Annotated in this window: 23 protein-coding genes and 1 tRNA gene; all 24 read left to right on the top strand. The window is 44.0% G+C overall.

The genetic code is table 11. The annotated features are described in order from the left end of the window. Positions 1–21: 21 nt before the first annotated feature. The 24 genes from trmD to F9K33_07140 all read left to right on the top strand — a co-directional run bounded on the left by trmD (position 22) and on the right by F9K33_07140 (position 26477). A complete protein-coding gene (trmD, locus tag F9K33_07255; GenBank protein KAB2879959.1) occupies positions 22–756 on the top strand; it encodes a tRNA (guanosine(37)-N1)-methyltransferase TrmD in 735 nt (244 codons plus the stop codon). A gap of 38 nt (positions 757–794) precedes the next feature. Then, the gene (locus F9K33_07250; GenBank protein ID KAB2879958.1) at positions 795–1184 is read left to right on the top strand and encodes a 50S ribosomal protein L19; all 390 of its coding nucleotides are present in this window, start codon (positions 795–797) and stop codon (positions 1182–1184) included. Between the two features lie 69 nt (positions 1185–1253). Continuing rightward, complete coding sequence (locus tag F9K33_07245; protein ID KAB2879957.1) at positions 1254–2096, top strand: hypothetical protein; 843 nt, start codon at positions 1254–1256, stop codon at positions 2094–2096. Positions 2097–2123: 27 nt separating this feature from the next. After that, the gene (locus F9K33_07240) at positions 2124–2435 is read left to right on the top strand and encodes a hypothetical protein (protein KAB2879956.1); all 312 of its coding nucleotides are present in this window, start codon (positions 2124–2126) and stop codon (positions 2433–2435) included. A gap of 92 nt (positions 2436–2527) precedes the next feature. Beyond that, on the top strand, positions 2528–3229 hold the full coding sequence (locus F9K33_07235) for an SDR family oxidoreductase (protein KAB2879955.1): 702 nt from the start codon (positions 2528–2530) through the stop codon (positions 3227–3229). Between the two features lie 16 nt (positions 3230–3245). Next, on the top strand, positions 3246–4250 hold the full coding sequence (locus tag F9K33_07230; GenBank protein ID KAB2879954.1) for a diguanylate cyclase: 1005 nt from the start codon (positions 3246–3248) through the stop codon (positions 4248–4250). Continuing rightward, entirely contained in the window at positions 4247–4522 is a 276-nt protein-coding gene (locus F9K33_07225; protein KAB2879953.1) for an acylphosphatase, read from the top strand. Before F9K33_07230 ends, F9K33_07225 begins: the two co-directional genes overlap by 4 nt. Before the next feature lie 2 nt (positions 4523–4524). Further along, a complete protein-coding gene (locus F9K33_07220; protein KAB2879952.1) occupies positions 4525–5046 on the top strand; it encodes an adenine phosphoribosyltransferase in 522 nt (173 codons plus the stop codon). 9 nt (positions 5047–5055) lie between these two features. Continuing rightward, entirely contained in the window at positions 5056–5691 is a 636-nt protein-coding gene (locus tag F9K33_07215; GenBank protein ID KAB2879951.1) for a hypothetical protein, read from the top strand. Between the two features lie 3 nt (positions 5692–5694). Further along, positions 5695–6237, top strand: coding sequence for a hypothetical protein (locus F9K33_07210; GenBank protein KAB2879950.1), 543 nt, complete (start codon positions 5695–5697; stop codon positions 6235–6237). 206 nt (positions 6238–6443) lie between these two features. Then, positions 6444–8285: a 2-oxoacid:acceptor oxidoreductase subunit alpha gene (locus F9K33_07205; protein ID KAB2879949.1), complete on the top strand. Its 1842-nt coding sequence runs from the start codon at positions 6444–6446 to the stop codon at positions 8283–8285. Between the two features lie 40 nt (positions 8286–8325). After that, positions 8326–9360 (top strand): 2-oxoacid:ferredoxin oxidoreductase subunit beta, encoded by a 1035-nt coding sequence (locus F9K33_07200; GenBank protein KAB2879948.1) that lies wholly within the window; start codon positions 8326–8328, stop codon positions 9358–9360. Between the two features lie 98 nt (positions 9361–9458). Then, positions 9459–10427: a hypothetical protein gene (locus F9K33_07195; protein KAB2879947.1), complete on the top strand. Its 969-nt coding sequence runs from the start codon at positions 9459–9461 to the stop codon at positions 10425–10427. 64 nt (positions 10428–10491) lie between these two features. Further along, on the top strand, positions 10492–11553 hold the full coding sequence (hrcA, locus tag F9K33_07190; protein KAB2879946.1) for a heat-inducible transcription repressor HrcA: 1062 nt from the start codon (positions 10492–10494) through the stop codon (positions 11551–11553). A gap of 21 nt (positions 11554–11574) precedes the next feature. Next, positions 11575–12138, top strand: coding sequence for a nucleotide exchange factor GrpE (locus F9K33_07185; GenBank protein ID KAB2879945.1), 564 nt, complete (start codon positions 11575–11577; stop codon positions 12136–12138). A 63-nt stretch (positions 12139–12201) separates the two neighbouring features. Continuing rightward, positions 12202–12275, top strand: a tRNA-Arg gene (locus F9K33_07180). Between the two features lie 45 nt (positions 12276–12320). Continuing rightward, the gene (locus F9K33_07175; GenBank protein ID KAB2879944.1) at positions 12321–12995 is read left to right on the top strand and encodes a tetratricopeptide repeat protein; all 675 of its coding nucleotides are present in this window, start codon (positions 12321–12323) and stop codon (positions 12993–12995) included. 82 nt (positions 12996–13077) lie between these two features. Further along, positions 13078–15216, top strand: a complete 2139-nt coding sequence (locus F9K33_07170) for a glycoside hydrolase (protein ID KAB2879943.1) — start codon at positions 13078–13080, stop codon at positions 15214–15216. Positions 15217–15237: 21 nt separating this feature from the next. Then, positions 15238–16125 carry an agmatinase gene (gene speB, locus F9K33_07165; GenBank protein KAB2879942.1) on the top strand — a complete coding sequence of 296 codons (888 nt, stop codon included), beginning with the start codon at positions 15238–15240 and terminating at the stop codon, positions 16123–16125. Beyond that, positions 16118–16699 carry a TIGR00730 family Rossman fold protein gene (locus tag F9K33_07160; protein KAB2879941.1) on the top strand — a complete coding sequence of 194 codons (582 nt, stop codon included), beginning with the start codon at positions 16118–16120 and terminating at the stop codon, positions 16697–16699. Before speB ends, F9K33_07160 begins: the two co-directional genes overlap by 8 nt. A gap of 199 nt (positions 16700–16898) precedes the next feature. Continuing rightward, a complete protein-coding gene (locus F9K33_07155) occupies positions 16899–19730 on the top strand; it encodes a tetratricopeptide repeat protein (GenBank protein ID KAB2879940.1) in 2832 nt (943 codons plus the stop codon). Further along, complete coding sequence (locus tag F9K33_07150; protein ID KAB2879939.1) at positions 19730–24964, top strand: tetratricopeptide repeat protein; 5235 nt, start codon at positions 19730–19732, stop codon at positions 24962–24964. Before F9K33_07155 ends, F9K33_07150 begins: the two co-directional genes overlap by 1 nt. Before the next feature lie 13 nt (positions 24965–24977). Continuing rightward, a complete protein-coding gene (locus F9K33_07145) occupies positions 24978–25463 on the top strand; it encodes a hypothetical protein (GenBank protein KAB2879938.1) in 486 nt (161 codons plus the stop codon). 219 nt (positions 25464–25682) lie between these two features. Then, positions 25683–26477, top strand: a complete 795-nt coding sequence (locus F9K33_07140; GenBank protein ID KAB2879937.1) for a MotA/TolQ/ExbB proton channel family protein — start codon at positions 25683–25685, stop codon at positions 26475–26477. The last annotated feature ends 3 nt before the right edge of the window (positions 26478–26480 follow it).

The following is a 26480-nucleotide window of genomic DNA, read 5'->3' as shown; positions in this document are numbered from 1 at the left end:
TTCATTTAAAATAATAAGACTATGGCGCTCCGGATCGACATCATTACCGCATTCCCAACGATGATGGAAGAAGCATTTTCTTACAGCATGGTCGGACGGGCGATGAAGCGTGAATGTGCTGCAGTGGTCAATCACGATCTGCGGAAATACGCAACGGACAAACACCGAACGATCGATGATACGCCCTACGGCGGAGGCGGCGGAATGATACTTCAGGCCGAGCCGATATTTCGATGCGTGGAGGATCTGTTTCAGATACCGCCGATCACGGGCGATGGACACATCCGCCAACATCTCGACGATTCGACTGAAGTGATCATGTTATCGCCGCAAGGTGAAGTTTTCACCCAGAAAAAAGCGGTGGAACTTTCCCTGAAATCGCGGATCGTGTTTATCAGCGGACATTATAAAGGTATTGACGAACGCGTGCATGAGAAACTGGTTACGCAGAGTATCTCGATGGGTGATTTTGTCTGCAGCGGCGGCGAATATCCGGTCATGGCCATGGTGGACGCAATCGTGAGGCTTATTCCGGGCGTGCTCAGCGATGCCGCGTCGGCGCTGTCGGATTCGTTTCAGGACGATCTTTTGGATTGTCCATATTACACAAAGCCGGAGGAATTTCGCGGCATGAAGGTTCCGAATATACTGCTGTCAGGCAATCATGCGGATATTCAGGATTGGCGTGAAAAAAAAAAGAAGGAAATAACGCAAAAATTAAGACCCGATTTGTGGAATCGGAATAACCAAACTTAAAAAATAATAATTCATTTATATTATCGGAGGTAAGTTACATGAACAAGGTTGATGCAGTCACGGCATTCCAGATACGGAATGATATCCCGGAATTCAGTCCAGGGGATACTGTTGCCGTGCAGGTCAAAGTTATCGAAGGCGACAAAGAACGTGTTCAGACATTTGAAGGCGTTGTCATTCAAAAACGCGGCAGCGGTATTCACGCCAGTTTTACAGTTCGCAAAATTTCAAACGGCGTAGGCGTTGAGCGTATTTTTTTGAAGAATTCGCCCCGCATTTCTGCGGTTAGTCTGGTTCGAAGAGGCCGAGTCCGGCGAGCCAAACTTTTCTATCTCAGAGGACGAACAGGGAAAAGCGCGCGAGTGAATGAACAATTGGATGCGGCAGCCACGCCTGCGGTTAAAACGGCTGAAGTTGCTCCTAACTAAGTATCAATTCTTAAGAATCAAAAAGGGTATGCAGCGCATGCCCTTTTTTTTTAGCTGCCGAAGCGATATATGTGGAAGAAATTATATTCTTATATCAATATTCTTCGACCTGTCAATGTGATCATTTCCTTTTTAGCGGTATATCTCGTTCTCTTCATCTCGGGAGGCCAGCAAAATCCCGGATTGTGGCTCCTCGCGCTGTATGCCGCATTGTCCGCAAGTTTGATCTGCGGCGGTTCGAATATTATCAATGATCTATTCGATATTGAGATTGACAGGATCAATAGGCCGGAACGGGCTCTGCCGCAGGGGCACATTTCCACACGCGGCGCATGGGCGTATTGGGCGGTCATTAATATAATTGGACTGTATTTTAGCAGTTTGATCGGGATAGCGTGTTTTTTGATAGCGCTTTTTTCCACTGCCTTATTATTTGTTTACAGTTGGCATCTCAAGCGAACCTCGTTCATGGGAAATATTACGGTGAGTTTTTTTACCGGACTGGCTTTTATTTATGGGGGAGTTGCTGTTGGCCAGTGGAAACTGGCAGTGGTTCCCGCGGTATTCGCTTTCTTGTTTCATTGGGGCCGTGAGATTTTGAAAGATATAGAAGATATTGAAGGTGACCGGCGGATGTCAGCCCGAACCTTCCCGATCGAGTACGGCATTCGCAACGCATTAATTTTGACCACGTTTATTTTTCTGGTTTTAATCGCCGTTACGCTTTGGGTTTTTCTGGTTGATTTTTATAATCTGATTTACTTCTTGATCATAGTGGTTGGTATGTATCCTGCCATCTTATTTACGTTAATTTCGATGTGGCGTGACCATTCAAAAAATAACATAAGCCGCTTGAGTTTTTTGTTAAAAATTGAGATGTTTATCGGATTGCTTGCGATTTATTTTGGATAGGGGCGCAACATAAACCAATATGATACTATGAGCATTATTTTTGATGACAGCGAATTAATCTCTTTTCTGGATGCAGGTGAAGAAACTCATGTTCAAGAAAATGTGCCCTCCCAGGGTGTAGTAGACGGTAAGGAATCATCGGATAATGAAAAACTTTTATTGTCGCTGTACCGTCAGCTCTCTGCAGATCAACAACGAAAGATTTTAAGCCACCTACGCCATGTTTTGGAATCCGTGCAATGCACAAAAAAAGTCAACCTACTGAAGGCAATTGAGGACTCAAAACATTCGGCGGCCCAGGAGGCTCTTGCAGATATTATCAAAGATATCGTAAAATAGACTGATATCAATTAACAGAAAAAAATATTGAAAATACGGCTGTTTTTTATTACAATGCTAACCACCGGCCGGTACATTAAACACCTATCCAGATGAAAACCGTTGTGTTAGTTACCGGTGCCAGCAAGGGAATAGGTGCCGCGAATGTTGATCGTTGGATACGTGACGGCGCTTTTGTGATTGCATTATCGCGGATAAAAAAAACCTTAGAATTATCAGTAAAAAAATATCCCAAAGGAAAAGTCTTCCCAATTGTCTGTGATGTAACGTCGCCGGCGTCGGTTGAGGAGTCATACCGCATTATTAAAACAAAATTTAAGCGGGTAGACGTTATTATAAACAATGCAGGAACCGGTTATTTTGAGCCGATCGAAAAAACTTCGCTGGAACATTGGCAAACGACGATTAATACTATTTTGACCGGCACATTTCTGATGACCAAAGCAATGTTGCCTTTGCTCAAGAAAAGTAAGAAAGCGCATATTTTCAATATTTGTTCCACCGCGAGCAGGAAGGGATTTATTAACTGCGGCTCTTATGCTGCAGCCAAGTTTGGCCAACTCGGTTTTACTGAAGTGTTGCGGGATGAACTAAGGCCGATGCGCATTAAAGTAACGGCCATAATTCCCGGTGCCGTGAATACACCGTTTTGGGAAAAGCAGGCATCCGGTTTTGATCTTTCCAAAATGCTTCATGCAAGCGATGTAGCCGATGCCATTGTTTATGCTTACACGCAATCGAAAAATAATTTAATTGAAGAGATAGTTCTTAAACCGGCTTGCGGTGATCTATAACATTAAAGAGGTTATAATGACAGAACCCATCACTACGACAAAAACGACGGAAGTGATCGACGACGACGCGCCGAGACGCCAGACGCGCGTATTGGTTGTGGATGACGATGACGACGGGCTTTATATCCTCAAGCTTCTGTTATCAAAGATGAAATATGAGGTGCATACGGCCAAAGACGGCGAAGAGGCGCTTCAAAAGGCGGAAGCGTTGGTTCCTGATATTATTTTGCTCGACGTGATGATGCCGAAACTAAACGGTTTTGAAGTGTGCAAGCGGGTCAAAGCCACGCCGGAAGGCCAGTATATTCCGATCATTCTGCTCACCGCGAAAAGCGAACTCATGAGTAAAATAGAAGGTTTAGACTGCGGTGCGGATGAATATTTGACCAAGCCGTATGACATGAGCGAACTCACGGCACGAATACGCTCGATGCTTCGCATCAAAAACTTGAACGATTCGTTACGCAATGCCAATAAACAATTGGAAGAATTATCCGTAACCGATGAATTGACCCGCTTATACAATCGCCGCTATATTAACAAAAAGCTCGAGGATGAATTTCGCCGCGCGCAGCGTTATAAGCGCCCGTTGTCATGTCTCATGTTCGACGCCGACCACTTCAAAGCTGTGAATGACACCTACGGCCATAAGTTTGGCGACCTTGTGCTCAAGGAAATTTCCGCGATCATTCAGGAAACCGTACGACTTGTTGATATTTGCGGCCGTTTTGGCGGGGAAGAATTTATAGCGCTTCTTCCCGATACGGACGTAGATAACGCTTTGATTCTAGGCGAACGTATCCGCAAGAAAGTGGAAATGCACGAATTTAAAGATGAGAATCACTCCATCCACAAAACGATCAGTATTGGTATTTCCTCTGTGCCGGACGATCTGATTAAAGATGAATTCCAGATGGTCGAATGGTCAGACAAGGCATTATACCACGCCAAAAACTCCGGCAGGAATAAAGTAATATTGTATTCCGAATTGGACGAATTTAAAGAATTCAAAGCGCGATGAATACTGCGGCCGAGATCACGGTCTCCGGATTGGTTCAAGGCGTAGGTTTTCGGTGGTTCACTCAAAAACGTGCGACCGAGTTGAATCTAAACGGGTTCGTTAGAAATTCGGAAGATGGCAATGTACTGGTTGAAGTGGAAGGAGATCGCCGGCAGATTGAAATTCTGATCGAAAAGCTGCACAAGGGCCCTGCTTTTTCCCGCGTCAAAGACCTCAATATCGTCTGGAAAGAATGTGAAAGCCGGTTTGAAAATTTCTATATAAAAGATTGAATATGGATTATAAAAAAATTATACGCAGTGTTCCGGATTTTCCGAAGGCGGGGATCAATTTTAAAGATATTACAACGTTGGTCAGAAACGCCGAAGCGCTCAAGAAATCGTGCATGGAATTGGCAGAAAGGTTTCGTGATAGAAAAATAGACGCTGTGGCCGGAATCGAATCGCGCGGTTTTATTTTCGGTTCTATGATCGCTGGCGAATTAGGCGTAGGCTTTATTCCCGTTAGAAAACCTGGAAAATTACCGGCAAAAACCATTTCTGCATCGTATGAACTCGAATACGGACAGAATGTTCTTCACATGCATACCGATGCGATTGTAGAAGGACAGACGATTCTCATTGTGGATGACCTGCTTGCAACGGGCGGAACGGTGCGTGCAACGTGCGATCTGGTCGAGCAATTGGGCGGCATTGTTGGCGGTATCGCTGTAGTGGTTGAACTGACATTTCTATCCGGGCGCGATAAGCTGAAACCCTATGATCTCGTTTCTTTAGTTACCTACGATCAGGAATAGTATTATATAATGCCCATCTACGAAGAGAGATATCCTGCAGAATTTTGGTTTAGCTGTTATTCGCATTTTGAGTTGGCCGGAACAGCTGAATTATCCTCTGAAAGACTCACCGATAATAAACGAATGGTTTTCTACGACGTCGAGACGCAAAAACGCGCCGACGAAGTTGGCGGCTGGGATCGCGCCGACCTGATGCTCATTTCCATTGCCGTCAGCTATACGGAAGACGACGGTTACAAGGTATGGTATGAAAAGGACACGCGCGAGATGATCCGCTATATGTCGGACTTTGATATGGTTGTTTCGTTTAATGGGAATAATTTTGACAGCAAAGTATTATCGCATTACGGCGATGTGTCGGCCCTTCACCAGAAATCTTTTGATGTGGCGGAATACCTGAGCGGAAAACTGAAACACCGTATTCGCCTGGAGAGTATTGCCATGGCAACGCTTGGCGCCGGGAAAAGTGCCGACGGTTTGCTTGCCCTGCAGTGGTGGAAAGAAGGACGGGTGGATGAAATCATTGAATATTGTAAACAGGATGTAAAAGTTTTGCGTGACGTCGTTATGTATGGAAAGGAAAACGGCTATATCGCGTATAATGACGTAGAACAGAATATGGTCAAAGTTGCTGTAGATTGGTAACCCATGGTAAACGAAAAAGATAAATTTCTAATAATAGTCAAGAGCGGGACTGTCAAGCCGCAACAGAAGACGATCTCGCTGGGCGGTCAGGCGTGGGAACTCGAATGGAGTACTTCATCGGACGTCCCGATGAGCATTGACTTTTTTAATTTAACTGTCGGAAAATATTCACGAACGACAAATGACCGGCAAGAGCAGGTTAAGAAAATCGAGGAATATTGGCGTATTACCGGTATTCCGGGACACGCGCGAAAAATACGCTATGGATTTAATGCTTCGGAATCAACATCCACTCCTGCTAAGAAAATAGAAGATGGAATCTATGTAGTCAAGATCACGGGTATGTCCACGATCACTGAAGGATTACATGCAGAGACGGGTGTCGGAATGGCCGTGATAAAATTAGCTCTGGGATCGATCGAACCCGCAGAACCCTCGGCAACCCATGCTGCAGAAAAATCTTCGGCATCCGGTACCGATTCCGACCGGCCTGTAACTATAACGAATGAGGTTTTGATGAATCTTCTGAAACTCACCGAAGAGTGACCGTTTTCAATGAAGGCGTAAGGCACATTCTTTTTTATTTCAAAAATCTGCATACCCGCTTGATACTTACATCAGATGTCCATATATTTACTCGATTTATTTCGAGTGATATCAGTGTCGGTATAGTTGTGTTGTTCCGGACATATCCATAACGCTGTGATTATTTTTTTGTTTTATATACGATCATGGGAAAGGAAGAATTTTAAATGGCTTCGGATGCTGTAAAGAGTTTAGAGGAGGTCACGATTCGTTTTGCCGGTGATTCCGGAGACGGTATGCAGCTAGTCGGAACGGAGTTAACCAACACCTCTGCGTTGTTTGGTAATGATGTCGGCACGTTACCGGACTATCCGGCGGAAATACGCGCCCCGATCGGTACGCTGGCCGGTGTTAGCGGTTTTCAATTGCACATCGGCAGTTTTGATATCCATACGCCTGGCGATGAAGTTGACGTTTTGGTTGCGATGAATCCCGCGGCATTGAAGGCCAATATCAAAGCCCTCAAACCCAATGGTGTCTTAATAGTCAATGCGGAAAGTTTCGATGAAAAAGGATTAAAACTTGCCGCCTTAACAAGCAATCCGTTGGAAGACGGGTCGGTGGATGGATATCAAACTTTCAAAGTCCAAATGTCGTCGCACACCAAAGCGGCGCTTAAAGAGACAGGGCTTGACTTTCGTGAAATGGAGCGAAGTAAAAACTTTTTTGCGCTCGGCATGATCTATTGGTTGTTCAACCGTCCGATGGAGACCACTATCAAATTCCTGCAGGACAAGTTTGCTAAAAAGCCAAAATTAGCCGAAGCTAATATTCTCGCATTGCGCGCGGGACATTCTTATTGCGATGCCACCGAAGCATTTGTGAATTCTTATGAAGTTAATCCTGCAAAACTGCCTCCAGGAAAATATCGTAATCTCGGCGGTAACGAAGCGACGGCTTTAGGGCTTATTGCAGCTTCTCAAAAATCAGGGTTGGAATTATTTTTAGGCTCGTACCCGATTACTCCCGCCAGCGATATTTTACATACATTGGCTAAATACAAGAATTTCGGAGTCAAGACCTTTCAGGCTGAGGACGAAATCGCAGCAGTTGCATCCGCCATCGGGGCGTCGTTTGCCGGCGATCTTGCGATTACCAGCACGTCCGGTCCCGGGTTGTGTCTAAAAAGCGAAGCGATCAATCTCGCCGTGATGGCGGAATTACCTCTTATCATCATTGATGTGCAACGTGCGGGCCCCAGTACGGGATTGCCAACGAAAACGGAACAAGCCGATTTGCTTCAGGCGATGTACGGAAGAAACGGCGAATCGCCGGTGCCGATCATTGCCGCATCGAGGCCCGGAGATTGTTTCGAAACGGCGTACGAAGCTTCCCGCATCGCCGTTAAATATATGACGCCGGTCTTACTGCTGACAGATGGGTATATAGGTAATGGGGCCGAACCGTGGCGTATTCCCGATCCTGATAGTCTGCCGGAATTTAATGTAAAGTATGCGACGAATAAAGAAGGGTTTGCTCCCTATGCGCGCGATCAAAAGACCCTGGCAAGGCCGTGGGTTATTCCGGGTACACCGGGAATGGAACATCGAATCGGCGGACTTGAGAAAAAAAATATAGAAGGTACCGTTAATTATGAACCTGACAATCACGATTACATGTGCCGCATTAGAGCGGCGAAAATTGAAAGCATAGTTAACGATATCAAGCCAACCGAGATCTTCGGGCCAAAATCAGGCGAATTGCTTATTGTCGGTTGGGGCGGAACGTACGGCGCGATTCGCACAGCGGTGGAAAGATGTCAGAAAAAAAATATGAAAGTATCCAGATTACATTTGCACTGGATCAATCCATTTCCAAAAGATTTAGGCGATATTCTGAAACGATTTAAATATGTATTGGTCCCGGAAGTAAATCTGGGGCAGCTAGTTAAACTCATTCGAGCGGAATATTTGGTCGATGCGCACGGTTTAAGTAAAATAACAGGGCAGCCGTTTACCGCAGGAGAAATCGAAAGAAAGATCGCGGAAATATTGACTTCGAAAAAATAAACTGAGAACGTTTGAAGAATTATTATAGATAGGAGTATGCATGAGTACCGTAACTGAGACGCCGGTAATCAAACTTGCAAAAAAAGATTTCGAATCCGACCAGGATATACGATGGTGTCCGGGATGCGGCGACTATTCGATATTAGCGACGGTTCAGCGCACGCTGCCGGAGTTTTCTTTAAATAAGGAAAAATATGTCTTTGTTTCCGGGATCGGCTGTTCCAGCCGGTTCCCATATTATATGAATACCTATGGTTTTCATACGATTCACGGGCGGGCTCCGGCGATCGCTACCGGAATAAAAATTGCCAATCCCGACCTCAACGTATGGGTTGTGAGCGGCGACGGCGACTCGCTCAGCATTGGCGGTAATCATTTTATTCATGTTTTGCGCCGCAATTTGGATCTGAAATATCTTTTGTTCAATAACCGTATTTACGGATTAACGAAAGGACAGTATTCACCGACGTCGGAACACGGTAAAGTGACCAAATCCTCTCCGATGGGTTCGCTGGAACATTCGTTCAATCCGATTGCTGTTGCATTGGGAACCGGCGCTACTTTTGTTGCACGGGCGATGGATCGCGATCCAAAAAACATGCAGGAAGTCATTCGCGCGGCGCATAATCATCGTGGGACGGCCTTTGTGGAGATCTATCAGAACTGTAATATCTTCAATGACGGTGCGTTTGAATCGTTAACTAATAAAGAAACAAAACTCGATAATACGCTTTTGCTGGAACATGGTAAGCCGCTCGTGTTTGGCAAAGCACGCAACAAAGGCATACATTTGAAAGGTTTTAAACCTGAAGCTGTGAATCTGGATGAAGGTAAATATTCCGTCAGCGATCTTTTAGTGCACGACGTGTCGGTCAACGACCCGACGCTGGCATTCATATACAGCCAGATGACGGAAGATCCCGGACTGCCCACGCCGACCGGCGTGTTTCGTGCAATAACAAAGGGATGTTACGATCAGGATATGAAAACGCAGATTGCTTTTGCAAAAGACAGATTAGGTGCTGGAAATATAGCATCTCTTCTCAACAAGGGCGACACATGGGTTGTAGAATAGATAAACTCTGGGCCCTTGAATTATTCACGGTTTCTTAAGATTGTCACAGAAATGGGGTTAATGCACCTAACCATGAACCCAAACCCACAGGAGGACTTATGAAAAAATCACTCACTTTTGCGCTTGTGATAGTTGCAAGCGTAATGCTGTTGACAAGTTGTTCCGGTAAACCGGAATGGATTTATTACAGCAATACTAAAGGAGATAATATTTCCGCCATTTTGAATGAGAAAGACTTTGTTTGGTATGGTACGAAAAAAGGCTTGATCAAATTTGATTATAAAAATGAGAAACGTCTCATGTATAATGAAGCTTCCGGTCTGTCAGACGGCGACGTAAAATCGATTGTGACTGACAATAATGGAATAAAATGGATCGGTACGGCGATCGGATTGAGCACATTTGATGGTGCAGACATCTGGAATTCCTACGATATTTCCAATCCAGGTTTCCCATCCAACTTAATCAACGAGGTGACAATTGATGAGAAAGGTATTGTCTGGATTGCATCCGGAGCCGGCGTAGGTCAATATGACGGAACAAACTGGAAAACGTTCAATTCCACCAATGGCATTATGGATGCAATAGTAAATGCCGTCACACATGACGGCAAAGGAAAGATTTGGATAGGAACGGCGTCTACCGTGGAATGCTATGATGGACAAAAGTGGACGGCATACGATACTTCAAATTCCAAAACCGCATCGATGAATGTTCGCAACATACATGTTTCGAAAAAAGGTAATGTTTGGATCGGATCTTCACGGGGCTTGCTTAAATTTGACGGTAAGAATTGGACCAACTATACTACGTCCAATTCCGGACTACCGGATAATATCGTTAAGGGATTTACGATCGATGCCGATGACAATAAATGGATTGGCACTACTAAAGGTCTTGCAAAGTTTGACGGAACGAATTGGACGATTTATAATACCAATAATTCCAAGATTCCATCCGATCGCATTAATGCTGTTGCCGTCGATGAAAACGGCAATATTTGGATCGGAACTGAGGGAGACGGTTTGTGCGTGTTTAAAGAAGGCGGAGTTATCCTGGAGGAATAAACCGGAATCCATAAAACCTATCGAATTTTGGCGGCAGTATTTTGTTATTTTTTGAAAAAATTTCATGAGCCAGAACAAAAAAGACAGAGAAAAACTTATTCTGAAATATGTGGTGCGGTTATTTATTGACACGGGCAACCCCATTGGTTCCGGATTTATTTCCAAACAATTGCCTATGGATATTAGCGCTGCGACCATTCGGAATATTATGAGTGAGTTGGAAGAACAAGGGTATCTCCGGCATCCGCACACGTCCGCCGGCCGCGTTCCGACGGATAAGGGTTATCGTGCCTATGTCAACGACATGGTTGATCTGGAGGAGTTATCGGTTCAGGAAAAAACAATTCTGTCATCCGCTATTCGCGAGATCACGCACAAAATATCACAGATAGCCAAAGGCGTTGACGATGTTTTATTTTTTTCATCCAAAGCGCTCGCAGATATTTCTAATGAATTAGGAATCATTCTTTCGCCGCGTTTTAATCTTTGTATTTTTGAAAAATTGAATCTGATTCCGATCGCAGTTGGCCGGATATTGATCGAACTCAGTTTAAGGTCCGGCTTCGTAAAAAACGTGATTCTGGAAGTAGAATCGAATCTCGAGCACGGAGAATTGCCCAAGATCGAACAGGTACTGAATGAGCGCCTGAGCGGATTGACCGTCGCGGAAATTCGTAAGACCATCGCTGATCGCTTGAAGGATTTGTCATTTACCGATACGCAGCGGCGTCATTTTTATCGCGTTTTTTTAAGTTCATCGGATCAACTGTTCAATTTTGACGATAAGAACCTGCTGACGTTTGCCGGAGCAAATAATATTTTGTCGAAACCTGATTTTTCCGAGAGCAATGATCCGTTTGCGATTATACGGATGCTTGAAGAAAAGAGCAGATTTGTTGACCTGTTAAGCGAACAAATCGAAGGCGGCGGCGTGGCTGTAACGATCGGTGGTGAAAACGACATTAAGGATATGAACGGGTGCAGCATTGTCAAAGCCAATTACCGGCTTGGAGACGTGACGGGTACGGTAGGCGTGATCGGCCCTAAACGTATGCCCTATGGAAAAATTATTCCGCTGGTGCGGCACACGGCGAACTTGCTGGATGAAGCGTTAAATAACGATTAGAATAGATGAGGATATTGTATCATGACAGATGAAATGAACATCAATGAGAAGGAGAAAGAAATTACTACCGAGGAATTAGCTCTGACGGAAGAGAAGTTGGAAGGCGAAGAAAATTCAATTTCCATTGGCCAAAAATCGGAAACGCCATCGGAAGCGGATGCGCTTAAAGACCAGCTGCTGCGCACGTTGGCTGAATTTGACAATTATAAAAAACGATCGCAGCGCGACATGAGCCAGTTTATGCAAGCAGCCAATGAAAAATTAATATTGGAACTATTGCCGGTGATCGACGACATGGAACGCGCGATCAAAGTATCAAAAGAAATTACATCAGACGACGCGAAGGTGCAGCAATTTGTGCAGGGCGTTGAGTTTATCTATAAAAAAATCGTAAAAACGCTGGAGGCAAAAGGACTAAAAGCCATAGAGTCGATCGGTATGCCGTTGGATGTGAATCTTCACGATGCCCTGATACAGATAGATGCCCCGGACACGGAGCCCAATACGGTCGTAGACGAGCACGAAAAAGGCTATTATTTATACGATAAAGTCATACGCCACGCCAAAGTGATTGTGAGCAAATAATTTTTTATTTCTACTTGCATTTTCTTACTCGAAGGCCTACATTTGCCAGCATTTTTTATGAACGCCCTTGTAGCTCAGTTGGATAGAGCAGCAGTTTCCTAAACTGTTGGTCGTGCGTTCAAGTCGCGCCAAGGGCACAAGGTTATCGTCGACCATTTTTTATTGAAGGAGCATGAAGAGGAATGTTAACGCCCAGAAAAAAAATTTCGCGTAAAGAACTTCATCAGGATCCGCTATTGAACAAAATTGCAACGGTGTCGGACTTTACACAGGCTAACCGTCAAACCATTACGCGGATTGCTATGGCCGTTGTGGCTGTTGCCGTGATTATTTACGCGTATGTGACCTACCACAAGTCCCAAAATGAAGAATCCATTAATAAACTGGTATCCGCAGAGCAGATCTATTTCTCCGGAGATTATCGCGAAGCCATTCGCCGGCTTGAAAAATTTTGTACGGAATATGAGGGAACTACAGGAGGCAGTGCCGGAACGTATTACCTGGCCAATTCTTATTTTAATACCGATCAGTACGATTTTGCCTTGACGAATTATGAGAAATACATAGATGATTACAGCGATAACGAGGTATTCACCGTTTCTTCGATGCTTGGCATAGCGGCCTGCTACGAAGGATTAAATAAATATCAGGAAGCCGTTGATCAGTACGAAAAAACATTAAAAAAATATTCGGAAAATTATAATAAAGCCGAGATCATGATGAGCCTCGCGAGAGCCTATCGCGTGATGAATCAGTCGGATAATGCAAAAACGTGGTATGGACGCATTGTGAAAGAGTTTCCGGAGACCAGCCTGTCTCGTGAAGCCAAATCTGCATTGGAAGAGTTAGGCTCATAAACAGAAACAATTATTTTCACAAATATGGATTATTGAATACTTTGTATTTGATAATCCATTTTTTATTTGTAATTTTTTACCGATGGACTCCAAACTCAATATCTCTTTCCTCTGGCATCAACATCAGCCGTATTACAAGATCATTCAGGCGAACGGGAAAAGTATCTACCAGATGCCGTGGGTTCGATTGCATGCCGTAAAAGATTATTTTGATCTGCCGCGATGGATGGATGACTTCCCCAATCTAAAACAAAACTTTAATCTCGTTCCTTCCTTACTCGTGCAACTGGAGGATTACGTACACCAAAAGGCTGAGGATCGCGTAATTCAGTTAACGCGGATTAAATCGTCAGAACTTACGGAAACGGATAAAGAGAGTATACTTAAGACTTTTTTTCTTGCCAATCATAAACGACTGATTTTTCCGCACAAGCGATACCACGAACTTTTAACCAAAAAAGAAAAAAAAGAAATACTTTCTTTACAGGATTTTACCGACCTGCAGGTTTGGTACAATTTGTGTTGGGTCGGTGAATACTGGAAAAAGCAGGATCCTTTTAAGTCTCTTTTAAAAAAAGGGAGTCATTTTTCCGATAAGGATAAAAAGGACGTCATAGACGGGCATTACCGTATTATGGGAGAGGTCATACCCCTGTATCAAAGATTGGTAAAGGAAAACAAGATCGAGTTATCGGTTACGCCGTTTTATCATCCCATTCTTCCTCTATTATGTAATTCGGACGTTGCAAACCATTCTGTGAAAGAGAGCCCGGATTCCTCTTTTCTCTTCAAACACCCGGAAGACGCTGAAAAACAAATACAGAAATCGGTGTCTTATTTTGATAAACTATTCGGATTTAAGCCAACCGGCATGTGGCCTTCCGAAGGCGGCGTGAGCGACGAGGCATTGCAAAGGGTCGCCGCATCAGATTTTGAATGGTTAGCTACCGATCAGGAGATACTAGAAAATTCCGATGTGGACGATCCCGAAAAAAATATTTGTTTGCCCCACGTGTGGGAACGGGATGGAAAGAAACTGTTTTTAGTTTTTCGTGATCACGGGTTATCCGACGCGATCGGGTTTGCATATTCGGAAATGAAATCCGAAGATGCGGCTAATGATTTTATTTCACGCGTTGATAAAGTCCGCAAAAAACTCCTGGAAAAAAATATAAACCCCGGCGGTTGTTTATTAAATGTTATTTTAGACGGAGAAAATTGCTGGGAGTTCTACCGGGATAACGGAGCCGACTTTCTCAAGCACTTGTATAGTAAATTATCCGAAAGCCGTACCATTCGGTCTGTGGCAATCGGCGATTTTTTAAAACGGGCGGATACGGAGAATATTCATTTCCCGCTTGTTACACGTTTACACCCGGGCTCCTGGATCAGCCACAATTTCGACATCTGGATCGGAAGCCATAAAGAAAAAAATACGGCATGGAAATATGTTAAAGCAACGCGTGATTTTTTAGTTGAAAAATCCAAAGCAAATTTTTCAAAAGAAACGATCGAGGCGGCATGGGAAGAAATATATCTCGCGGAGGGAAGCGACTGGTTTTGGTGGTTCGGGGACGATCATCAGGCAGATAATAAGTTTGAATTTGACGCGTTGTTTCGATATCATTTGATGCGCGTATATGACCTCCTGCATGTTTCTCCGCCGTCGTACCTGGCCATGCCTATTATGGCGCTGCAGTCGGCTGGAGCCGTGATGACACTGCCTACTTCCTATATCAAACCGAAAATTGACGGACGTGTCAGCCACTTTTACGAATGGATTGATGCGGGGTTTTATGAGGCGCATTTGGACGGCGACACTATGCATGTTTCCGACCCCTGGTTCAAAAAAGTGTACTACGGATTTGATGAAAAGTCGGTTTATTTACGCGTCGATTTTTTTGACGAGGTAACTGAAAAATTCAAACGTGATGGCAGGTATTCTTTGCAATTTGAATTTGTATCCATTACGACATTGATTTTTTCAGCCGCATCTTTTGAGGCGGCAGATCATCGCCGGATCGAATGCCGGCACAAATTTGGCCGGATATTTGAATCGGAGATTTCCATGGAGAGTCTTGGCCTGAAGCCCGGCGACTCTTTTCAGTTATCCGTCTCAGTGTATGAAAACGACCGCGAGATCGTGCGGCGTCCGTCGCGTAAGCCTTTGGTCATACCCATTCCGGATGAGTCTTCGGATAAATATTTATGGTCTGTGTAATACAAAAAAGGAGAATCGAACGTGGAGAAAGTTCCGAACAATTTTTTGGGTATCGAAAAAAAATATTGCGATTATGCAACCTCTAATTTTGCGGTGCTTCCCGTGCCGTACGAGGCTACGACCAGCTACGGCAAAGGTACGCGTAAGGGGCCTTCCGCGATCATTGCGGCATCACAACTGGTGGAGTTTTATGACGAGGAATTGGATCAGGATTCGATTTATAATTTTGGTGTGGCTACATTGAAACCGATTTCGTTTAAATCTCTCAAGGGGTCCAAAGCGTTGCATTTGATCGAAAAATCGGTCGGCAAAATTCTCGATGATAAAAAGATTCCGGTTTGTTTTGGCGGCGAGCATACCGTGACCGGGCCGATAACGAGGGCGTTTCATGCTCGGTTGGGGGACGGCTTTTCAGTGCTGCAACTGGATGCCCATTCGGATCTGCGGGAAACCTATAGCGGAACGCCGTTCAGCCACGCTTGCGTTATGAAACGCATCTGGGATTTTAATAGAAACATCGTGCAAATTGGCATTCGTGCGCAGTGCATGGAAGAGCGGCAACTGATCTTGAAACATAATATTGATACGTTTTATGCAAAAGATATTTATAATCAAACCCATTGGATGGAAAAAGCAATCGGCAAACTGAAAGACAAAGTATATATCACGATCGACTGCGACGGATTTGATCCGAGCATAATCCCGGCGACGGGAACCCCTGAGCCGGGCGGTTTGGGATGGTTTGATACGCTGGAATTTCTTCGAAAGGTCAGCGAACAAAAAACGGTGATCGGTTTTGACATAGTTGAACTTGCTCCTACGAAAACGTCCCCGATATCCGATTACAATATGGCAAAGTTGGCTTACCGCCTTATGGGTTATATAATTAAGAAAAAACAAAGTGAATAAAAAGATAACGGTGTATTGTTCGTCCAGCGATGCGCTTGAAGACTCTTACTACAAGGCCGCCCATGACATGGGGGCGTTGATGGTAAAGAACGGTTACGATCTTGTATTCGGCGGAAGTAATGTCGGTATGATGGGAGCCATCGCGCGCGCCGTTCATTCCCATGGAGGTAAAGTCACAGGGGTCATACCGGAATTCATGCACAATAGAGGCATTGCCTATGAGGCGTCGAATGAACTGATCGTGACCACGGACCTGCGGGAGCGCAAGAAGATCATGGAAAATCGCGCGGATGCCTTTATTGCAATGCCGGGCGGGTTTGGAACTTTAGAAGAAATATTGGAAGTGCTAACCCTGAAGCAACTGCGGTCGCATACCAAACCGGTCATTTTGCTGAATATAAACGGCTTTTTTGATCCGCTCGCCGCTTTTTTTGAATTACTGTATGACGGGCGCTTTGCAAAGGAAGACCACCGCAATATGTATTTTGTTGCGGAATCATGTGAATCGGTATTTGAATTTCTGGGTTCTTACACCCCTGCTTTGGCAACGAGCAAATGGACAGAGATAAATTAAGCTTGGTTTGGCTATTTCCTCCGATAGTTAATTTTATACTAAACCTAAATTTAACTTGACTTCATATTTAAAAAAAACTAAATTCGTTTTGATTAAATAAACGACTTATCATATCTGTCTTTTTCATGCTCGGTGGGCTGCTGTCAGACTCCATGAAGTGTCTGTGTTTTCAACACAAAACGAATCTTTGAGGCTATCTATGCAAAAAACGAAAAACCCCGTCCATTGGATCTTCGCAATGTCGATGTTGATCGGGTTGGGACATATTTTCACAGCTAATACGTTCGCGCAGAAATCGGATAAAGAAATTCGCAAAGAATACCGTACAAGCGTCAGTCAGTACATTCAAAGTCTTGATGAGAGTTTTGCATACCGTTATCTCGATAATGAAGTTATTTTGCTCGACCTGATATCAAGTATTCGCGGTGAATTCAAATTCCGTAAAGATAAAAAAGCACTGAGGGCTTCATCCGAGTCCAAAATTATACTCCCCATGTCGAAGGATTCCATACGTGTGAGATTGAAAACGATACGGGATAATTTAGATCTGATGAAGAAAAAGAACTATCTCATGCCGGGTTATACCAATCAGTCGGGGCTTAACGAACTCCATATGGAGTACCAAAGATTGTACGGAATGGACTATGAACTTACCCGTGCCGAAGCTTTGGGGGTTCGTAACCATCTTCTAAAATCCGGCGAAAACGACCAGGTCAGAACATTGTTTGAGAGGCAATTACAACAAGCGTTTAAACGATTTAAAGAAGCCAGTTATACGGTTGCCGCTATAGAATTTCAGGACATCCTCACTACCTATAAGACTTATTTTACGGAACTGGATGATATTACATTTTATCTGGCCGAGAGTTATTTCCGCATGAAAGATTTCGGCAATGCGGAGGAAAATTATTATAAAGTCGTGACTGATTATCCGTCTTCACCGTTTGTCGAAAGATGCCTTTTTAATCTTGTTGTGATGAATTATATCCAGACAGACCGGAACCGGATGCAAAAATATTTTGCAGAATTTGAGTCAAAAGTTACGCCCAACAATAAGAATGATCTGCGTTATAATCAGCCCTTTTATCTGGCCGGTCTCACGCTCTTCAAAACATCCGATTATTCGGCGTCTATTGCCATTCTGAAAAAAATCCCGAATACGTCCCGGTATTATTATCCGGCTAAGTATGTTATGGGTCATGCCTATGCCAATTTGGAAACGTATCCTGAGGCGCTGGAACAATTTGAAGCGGTCGTCAAGCTGGAGGCGAATAACCGGGGTTTCAGTGTTGAACTGCAGAAACAACTGAAGGACATTGCGAAGCTGAAAATTGCATTTATCAAATTTGAATTAACTACGAACGGACAAAAACTCAAGGCAGTCTATCCGTATGTGAAAAATATTCCTGCTGCGTCGAATGTCCACGATGCCGCTTTGCTTGTTTTATCCTGGTCAGCCTTAAAAGATAACGATATCGATACCGCGCGTGTTTTTGTGGACTCATTATTACGCACCTATCCGGCATCGGATTATTATTACGAAGCAAAAACATTGCTTGGCAATATTCAGGTTTTGGACCCCACCTTGTCGGATAAAGATCGCGAGTTATTGGCCGTGGACGCTTTTAATTATGTTGCCGGAGCAACGGAAGCTAAATATCTAGCGGATCAGTTTGTTTCGGAACGTGATTCGTCGTTTAAAGTTCTGGGCCAGTTGGGCGAAGCGCGAACGATTGCCCGTCTTCGAAATGACAGTCTGGCTTTTGTGAATTACGACCGCCTATATGATAAACTGGCGAAGGCGACAACGAATAACGGCTTTATGAAAGCCATTACCACTGATACGCGTTCCGCGGGCTATTATCAAACCATGTCAAATCTAATCAGTAAGATCAGAGTTGCCGAAGGGCAACTGAAGAACGCCGAAGAAACAAAAGACCAAAAAGAAATTAATAAACTGAACAAAGAATTATCAGGCTATTTGAATGAATTCCAAGCGATCGGCGGCGAAAAGTTTTTGGATCAGGTGTACGTATCAAGCAAGGACTCCGTTAGCGGCGCTACTACCGACACGTATGCCGATGTGGAAACGCAAAGTTATTTCTCATTACACAAAGTCCCGCGCTCCCTCAGTGAGATTGACGCAAGAAACAAGTCGCTGAACGCGCTGAAAGATAAAATTTCCCGTGAAAAAGAACTCATTCAAAATCAATTGATCACGGTAGATAATATGATGGTGACCGCCAAAGAAAAGAATAAAGAATCTTCGCTGATCAAGCTGCAATATGAAAGAAAAAAATTAGCCGATCTCTATTACCGGTTAAGTGATTATGAAGTGTTGCTCTATACGGAAGATCCGATTGAAAATTACGTCGATCTGGACGTATGGGGTGATTTTGCCAGTTACGGGCGTAACAACATAACATACGTAATCAATACAACTAAGAATGAAACGATTAAAGATCTGGCCCGCGCCGCGTCTCAGATCGACAAGATTCTGTTAACACGAAAAAAGAATTACGAGAGCCGTATTGCGGCAATCGAAGAAGAAATTAAGCTGAAGGAACAGGAAATCAGGGATAAAGAAATGCAGGAAATGCGGGTTTCTCAAAAACAATTCTTTGAGAAAGAATATTTCCAGGCTAAAGCTTCAGAAAAACCGGAAATTGATCCGTTTGATTATAATGACCTTGTTCCTGAAGTGGTCGTAATTCCTCAGGACACTTTACCTGCGGAGCCGGTCAATATTCCTCAAGAGGAGGAAGAATCGACGGAAGAGCCGGCAGCAATCGACACGGCCGTTAAGAGCGGTACAGATGAAATGAATAATGAAATGCCGAGTGAAAAAATAGAGGCGGACAGCACGTCAAATAACGGCGGGGGTGGACAGAACGACGAAGGAGAATTTTCGCAATTCCGGGTTCAGTCCACGTTTGAAAATTTGTATGCCGTAGTATATTGGATAAACGGTATGACAGACTTTAACTCTTCTTATCTAACACGCAATCAGAGCAGCTTAATAGAATCATAATGGGATATTTTATGAAAAAAGTGTTACATACTACCGTTCTTTTTCTGAGCGTATTCACGATGGGCGTTGTGTCCGGAGGTTTTCTCTTGGCTCAGGACCATGTGACAAAGCATTATGATTCTTTAGCCCTGGAAAATGTTTCCAGTGAAGATTTATTGAAACTGAAGGAAGATATCGAAGGACAAAAATCAAAACTGGAAACGGAGAGACTGCAGTTATTGGATAAAGGCCTCAAACAAAGTAAAGAATATCTTGAAAAAGTTAGTGTAAGTTCTACGTCAACCGCATTGGTTCTTTTACAGCGCGCCGAGTATTTATTATATTCATTGAACGACAATTTCCAAACCATAGTCGATTCTATTTCCACTGAGAATGCCAAGCGGCTTGGTGAATGGGATCGCATGAGGGAAGAAAAACGTCAGCAATGGATTGCGCAAGGCAAGAAAGATAAGGAACTTGAAGAGTTGCTTGACGGTATTGAACCGCCCAACCAGTTTCCTGAACCGGAAATGGATTACTCCGACGTTTCAAAAACGTATCAGAAGCTGATAGAAAGTTATCCCGAGAGCCAGTATGTTGTCGATGCCATGTATAATATAGCGTATATTCGCGAACAGGAAGGCAATCAGTTACGAAGCCGCGCTTTGACATTTCCTGAACAGGAAACACGGTGGAAACAAGAGTCAGAGAAGAAACTGCGAGAAGCTTTAAAAATTTATCAGGATTTAGCCATTCGTTTTCCGGATAGCAAATATGCGCCGGAAGCGTATAATCGTATTGCTGAATTCTATTTCCTCAGAGGCGGCGACGCCGATCTTGAGAGAGCGATCAAGAATTACAGTAAAGTTATGGACTATCCGACGGCAGAACGATTTCCGGAAGCGGTATATAAATTGGCATGGACGCACTATCGCCTGGGAAACTATCCTCAGGCCATCAGCTATTTTACCTATTTGATAGACGATGTTGATTCGGCCAAGTATTATAATAATGAGACACAAGAATTGGATGTCGAAGCTTTGGTATATATCGGGATTAGTTTTAACCGTTGGGCGGAACAAATCGATTTGGCGCAAGGAACCAATGAAGGCGGCTACAGGTTGATCAAGTCGTACATCGACGAAGCTAAATTAAATGAAAAACGGTATGCGCCTGAAATTATGTGGCAATTAGGCGAGTCTTATAATCTGGAACAGAAGGATACTTTGGCTTTATATGCCTATAAGAGCCTGGTCCAGAATTACCCGCAGTTTTGGAGAGCGCCGGATGCCCAATACAAAATTGTTTCCACGTATGACCGGTTGTCCCGCGCGGTTACCGACAAGGCCATCGCTAAAACACTGTTAGACAGCGTATTGGAGAATCGATACAAATTATATAACGCGTATAAGCCCAATTCCGATTGGTCGAAAGCTCAAGAGGACAAAGAGATTGTCGCAAAAGGTAATCGAATGGCGCGCGACGTCTTGGTCGAAAATATCTACTATTTTTATGGCGAGGCTCAAGCGTCGAATGATCTCGGTGACTGGAAAATTGCGATGGATTTCAGCCGCGAATTCATCAAATATTTTCCTGTGGATACCAATGCATATTTTTTCCATTATAATCTTGCCTTCATTCAGTACCGGTTTTTTGGTCTGTTGGATTCCGCTTATGAAGATTACGTCAAAGTTGCCACGCTATATCCGCAGGATTTATATCGGTATAACGCGGCGATGACGGCCTATACTATTGCAGATTCATTGTACCGCAAGGCGCCATACAAAAAGCCGGTGAATGCGCCGGCCGACAGCATCATTCCTCTGTCATCCGGGGAGGAGAATCTGATCGATGCCATCAACAGCTATGCCCGTATTTTTTCCGATACCGTTACTCAATATCCGGTTGACTCACTTCAAAATCTAAAACCCGTTATGGGTGTTCCCGGGAAGAAGACGCCGGATTTTCTGGCCTATGCCGGGCAGATCTATTATAATCACAATAATTTCGGCAGATCAGGACAATATTTTAATACGATTGTTACACGGTATCCGAACAGCGATAAGGCGCAGATCTCGCAGCAGTACCTGATGCAGACGTATTATGACCGTAAGGATTACCGCAGTTCGGAAATTGTTGCAAAGCGGCTGCTGGAAAGCACGGTTTCGAGTAAGGAGCAAAAGGAACAAGCAACAAACGTTATTTTCTATTCGATCTATAAACGCGGCGAAGATTTCCAAACCAACAAAGAGCCCGCCAAAGCTGCGCGGGAATTCCAGCGTGCTTATGAGGAAGGTACTCGCATCGGTTATTCAAAACGAGACGACCGGGCTTTATCCCTTTTTAAATCGGGTATTGAATATAATAATTCAAAGGAACTAAAACGCTCAATTAGCGCCTATGAAATGTATGCCGATTCATTTCCTGACCTGAAGGATGCGCCGAACGCGTTATGGAACGTACAGGCAACCTACGCCGATTTAAAAGAGATGAAGTCTGCTGCAAAGACAGCGGAACGGTTGGCGGACACCTATCCGAATTACTCCGTAAATAAAGGCGCCGTGACGGCTGAGATTGCCTTATATAATGCGGAATATTATGTGGAACAGGCTGCCAAACGTGCGAACGCGCAAGGGGATTCGACAGAAGGAAAAGCCATGAATACCGAGGCAATCCGTATCAGCGAAAAATTTGTCAAACGGTATCCAAAATCAGAATATGCTTCCACCATGGATTTTGGCGTTGCGAACCTATACTTTTTGATTGGCGATGAAGAACGAGCCTACCAAAAATACCGTCAGTTTGCCGCCACTTTTCCCAATGACAAACGAAATGTCCAATCGCTTTACGACGTGGGTATGAACCATCTCCGTAAAAATCGTCGTACGGAAGCCACCTCAGCATTCAGAGACGCCCTAAAGAAAAGTGACGATCTGAAAAAGATCAATCTGGATTTTAATAAATATTTCTCTTCGGAAGCTGCGTATGAATTGGCCCGGATGCGTTATGAGGACTTTGCAAAAATTCACTTGAAGGAACCCGGCGTAGAACACAAAGAAGAAATGAAAATCTCGATTGTCAAAGAACTCATGACGTTATATGAGGCGGTGACGAGTTATGCGCAGATTCGTACTTATGAGGCCACCTACTATCGCGGTTTAGTCCGCGAAGAAGTCGGCGACGCTTTGGCCACCAAACAATTTCAGCAGGAAAAAGATCTGGTCAAGTATATCCAGGCTCAGAAAGATGCGTATTCCGTGGCATCCGGCGCTTATCGCGGCGCGGTTGAAGAATATAAGAACGCGTATGCTTTCTTAGATAAAGCGTATGAAAAATTTGCCGCAGACGAAAAAGAACTTCGTGACTCAATTAACGCATTGTATCCAAACAGCGCCGATTCTGCACAGATGGTTTTCAAATGGACGTGGGAAGGAAAAACGGCTAAAGAAAAGGAATTTTCTCTGTACCGCCAACAGCAGTTAGCTGTGCAATACCGCGATCTGGCGCGATCCAAAATATCAAGAATTCTGTATGCGGTAGCTAACTCGAAGAAATTAATTTTAGATACCTATTTGAGCGCGCCTCTGCCGAAAGAAATTCTGCCCGGCACGCTGGATTACATAAGTTATCAGCAGCAGATTCTGGTTAAAGCGGTTTTCCCGGCGGTCAACGATGCGATCCTTGCATTTGAAACCGCTGTCAGAGAAATGGACTCGCTGGGAATCAGCGACAAGTACACCAGCGAATGCCGTCGAAATATCGTGCGTTTTACCGGCATCGTACCTGGTGAATTGGCTAAACTTTCGTTTATCACCATGCAGCTTTATACGCAGAACTCAGATCATTATCGCGAGGTCGTGGCCGGCGGGGAAAACTACATTGATAAGAAAACTGGAAAAGATTTCTATACGATTTTCTATGAAATTCCATTGGATATGAATACGTTCATTTCCCAGTTTGCGAAACCAATTGCCGAACAAGCCATTAAGACCTACGCTTCAGCTGTCAAACAGGCGAAAGAAAAAAATCTTTTTGACGAGGATGCTCGCCAGATTCAGAGAGAAATGTTCGAATTTGCATATCAGTTCGCCAGACTCAACTATCAGGAAGCGGATACGGCGGATAAATACTATAAAGGGTATGAAGCGGAATATTTCAAAAATCAGTCCGATGAAGCATTCTTGTATTACAGTGAAGCCAGCGCAACGTACAGTCAGGTTCTCAGTTTCGCCAGGGAAAATGCGCGCAGCCTTTTAGAAGAGGCATTCAATTCAGCTACGACACTGGAACTGGTTAAACTGAAACAAGATCCAAACGGCCTTGAAGGCGATAATATTGCGGTCACCAATGATCAGGGCACTAAGAGAATATTATCGTTGTTAGGTAAATACGATCAGTATTATGCGAAATTATTGCAATTGAAATCTTTAACCCGCACTTATGCCTCTAATTATGATGACTGGCTGTCGAATAATAAATTTTTCGAATCCTGGCAGACCCCGGCATACAGCGATCTTGGCTGGTACAATGCCGCACCGCCGCCCAATACAGAAATTGCAGCGCACGCAATTCTAGATACCAATTTTGCTTATCCTCTGTGGATAGGATTGGGCCAGTCGGTAGTAAAGCCTCCATTGCCGAAATACGTACCTCCGAGCATCATAGTACCGGAAGACACTATGATAACCGAAACCTTGGCAGATTCAGCCGGAATAGCGCCTGTTACCACAGACACAGCGGCGGCTGTCGATTCCAATGAAACCCAATCGTACATCCGCGGTACACGCTTAATCGTAGACACATGGGTTCTGCAGGACACGTCTGTCAAGCCGGTATATACACAGGACATGATTAAGCGGCAACTTGATACGGCAAAAATTGTTTATTTCCGTAAGTCATTCAATATAGCAGGCAACCCGCAAGAAGGAAAAATGTACATTGCAGCGGACGGCGAATATGACTTTTATCTCAACGGCGTCTTAATCGGATCGCAACAACAGGAAAACCCGGATGTGAAAGGCGATTCACTTGATCTGCATTATCTCTTGCAGGAAAACTTTGTTCAGGGCACTAATATTCTGGCTATTGTATCAAAAGATTTAGAAACTCCCAAAGAACATTACGGTATACGTTTGTTTTTGGAAGTGAACGAAGTTGAAGATATTACAGCGCAATTTGCCGATCCGCCGCTGCCGCCGAACGACCAACTCAGAGAGTTGTTAATCCGCCGCTCACGCGTGGTTCGAAGCAGATAAAAGGAGTGATAGTATGAAAATATTTAAACTAACATGTGCCGGATTCATTGGATTGCTTCTGACGGGATTGGCCATGTCAGCGCAATCTTTTGCGCAGGAAGTCAAACATCCGGACATGGATGTCGTGGAAGACGAAACTGGTGAACAAGTGGTGATCGTCATTGCAACAGGCAATCCTCCTGATCCGAAATTATATACGGTAAAAGAAGAACAAGCTGGGGACAAGACCGTCATCGTGGTTTATTATAAGCCTACCGGTGAACAGATAAGCTTTTTTACTAAGTCCACCGTTAAAGGTAAAGTGGAAGGCCCCGGCGTTTCCTTATTTAACCGCCGCGTCGGGCCGGAAATCGAAAAAGTTGTAGGCCAGAAATCGTATGATAAGGAAATAAAACGGCGGTACCTCGACATGGTATTCATTGACAAAGCTGAGTTTTTGAACATAGATAACGTGGATTTGAAAGAGATCGACAAGCTCATCAAAAAACGGCGCAATTAAAGTCGCCTTTTCCGGTTAGTTTGAATAGGCTCTTGATCTGAACCAATAAAAAAACTTGCATTTAAATAAATAGTATGTATATTAATTGCGTTAATTTTCACTTCATTCAAGCCTGCATATCGGAAGTAACAGATTCCGACATAAACAGTTCGCAAGATTATTATAGTTAGAATAATATCAAATAAATTCATTCAATGAACTTAACAGGAGGTTTGTTTCATGAAAAAGAGTATTGAAAAAGTTATGGGTTTGGCACTGGTCGTGCTGATGAATGTAACCATGTTATTTTCGACCAACGCTCTGTTTGCACAGGAACCGGCAGCGGGCGAGGCCCAAGCATCAGGAACAGCAATTTTCTTTCAGAAATTTTTCCAGAGTTTTAAATGGTCTGAAGATGCAAGCTCCTATATGTGGATTATTGCCTTTTGCGCCGTTTTTGCTGTTGCAATGATATCCGAACGACTTTATTTTATATTTGTTCGTTCCAATGTAGATGCTAACAAATTTATGGCAGAAATTCGCAAGCTGGTTGCCGGCGGTAATTTGAAAAAAGCCATTGCTCTTTGTGAAACAGCAAAAGATAAAGCGCTGCCATCGGTTGTTTTAGCCGGTTTGAAGAGAGCAGTTGAAAAAGAAGGCGGGCCTCTTGATTTCCGCGCCATTCAGAATGCCGTTGACGAAGGTACGCTGGAAATAATTCCCAAGTTAACTGAACGTTCCGGTTATATTGCCATGCTTAGTAACGTCTCGACGCTCTTTGGTCTGATGGGTACGGTGTACGGTCTTATTATTTCATTCGCCGCAGTTGCTAATCCCTCACTCCCTGAAGATCAAAAAGCATTGTTACTCGCAGGCGGTATCTCGGCAGCTATGCAGACCACTATTTGGGGTCTATCTGTTGCTATTCCTTGTATTATTGCCTATACGATCATCACTACAAAGACCACCAAGATCATTGATGAGATGGATGAGCATATGGTAAAACTGATCAACTTAATGACCGGAAACAGATAATTT

The organism is bacterium (genome assembly GCA_008933615.1).
Classification (GTDB): domain Bacteria; phylum CLD3; class CLD3; order SB21; family SB21; genus SB21.
The sequence above is the reverse complement of the archived record's forward strand: the minus strand, read 5'-3'. Positions and strand labels throughout refer to the sequence as shown.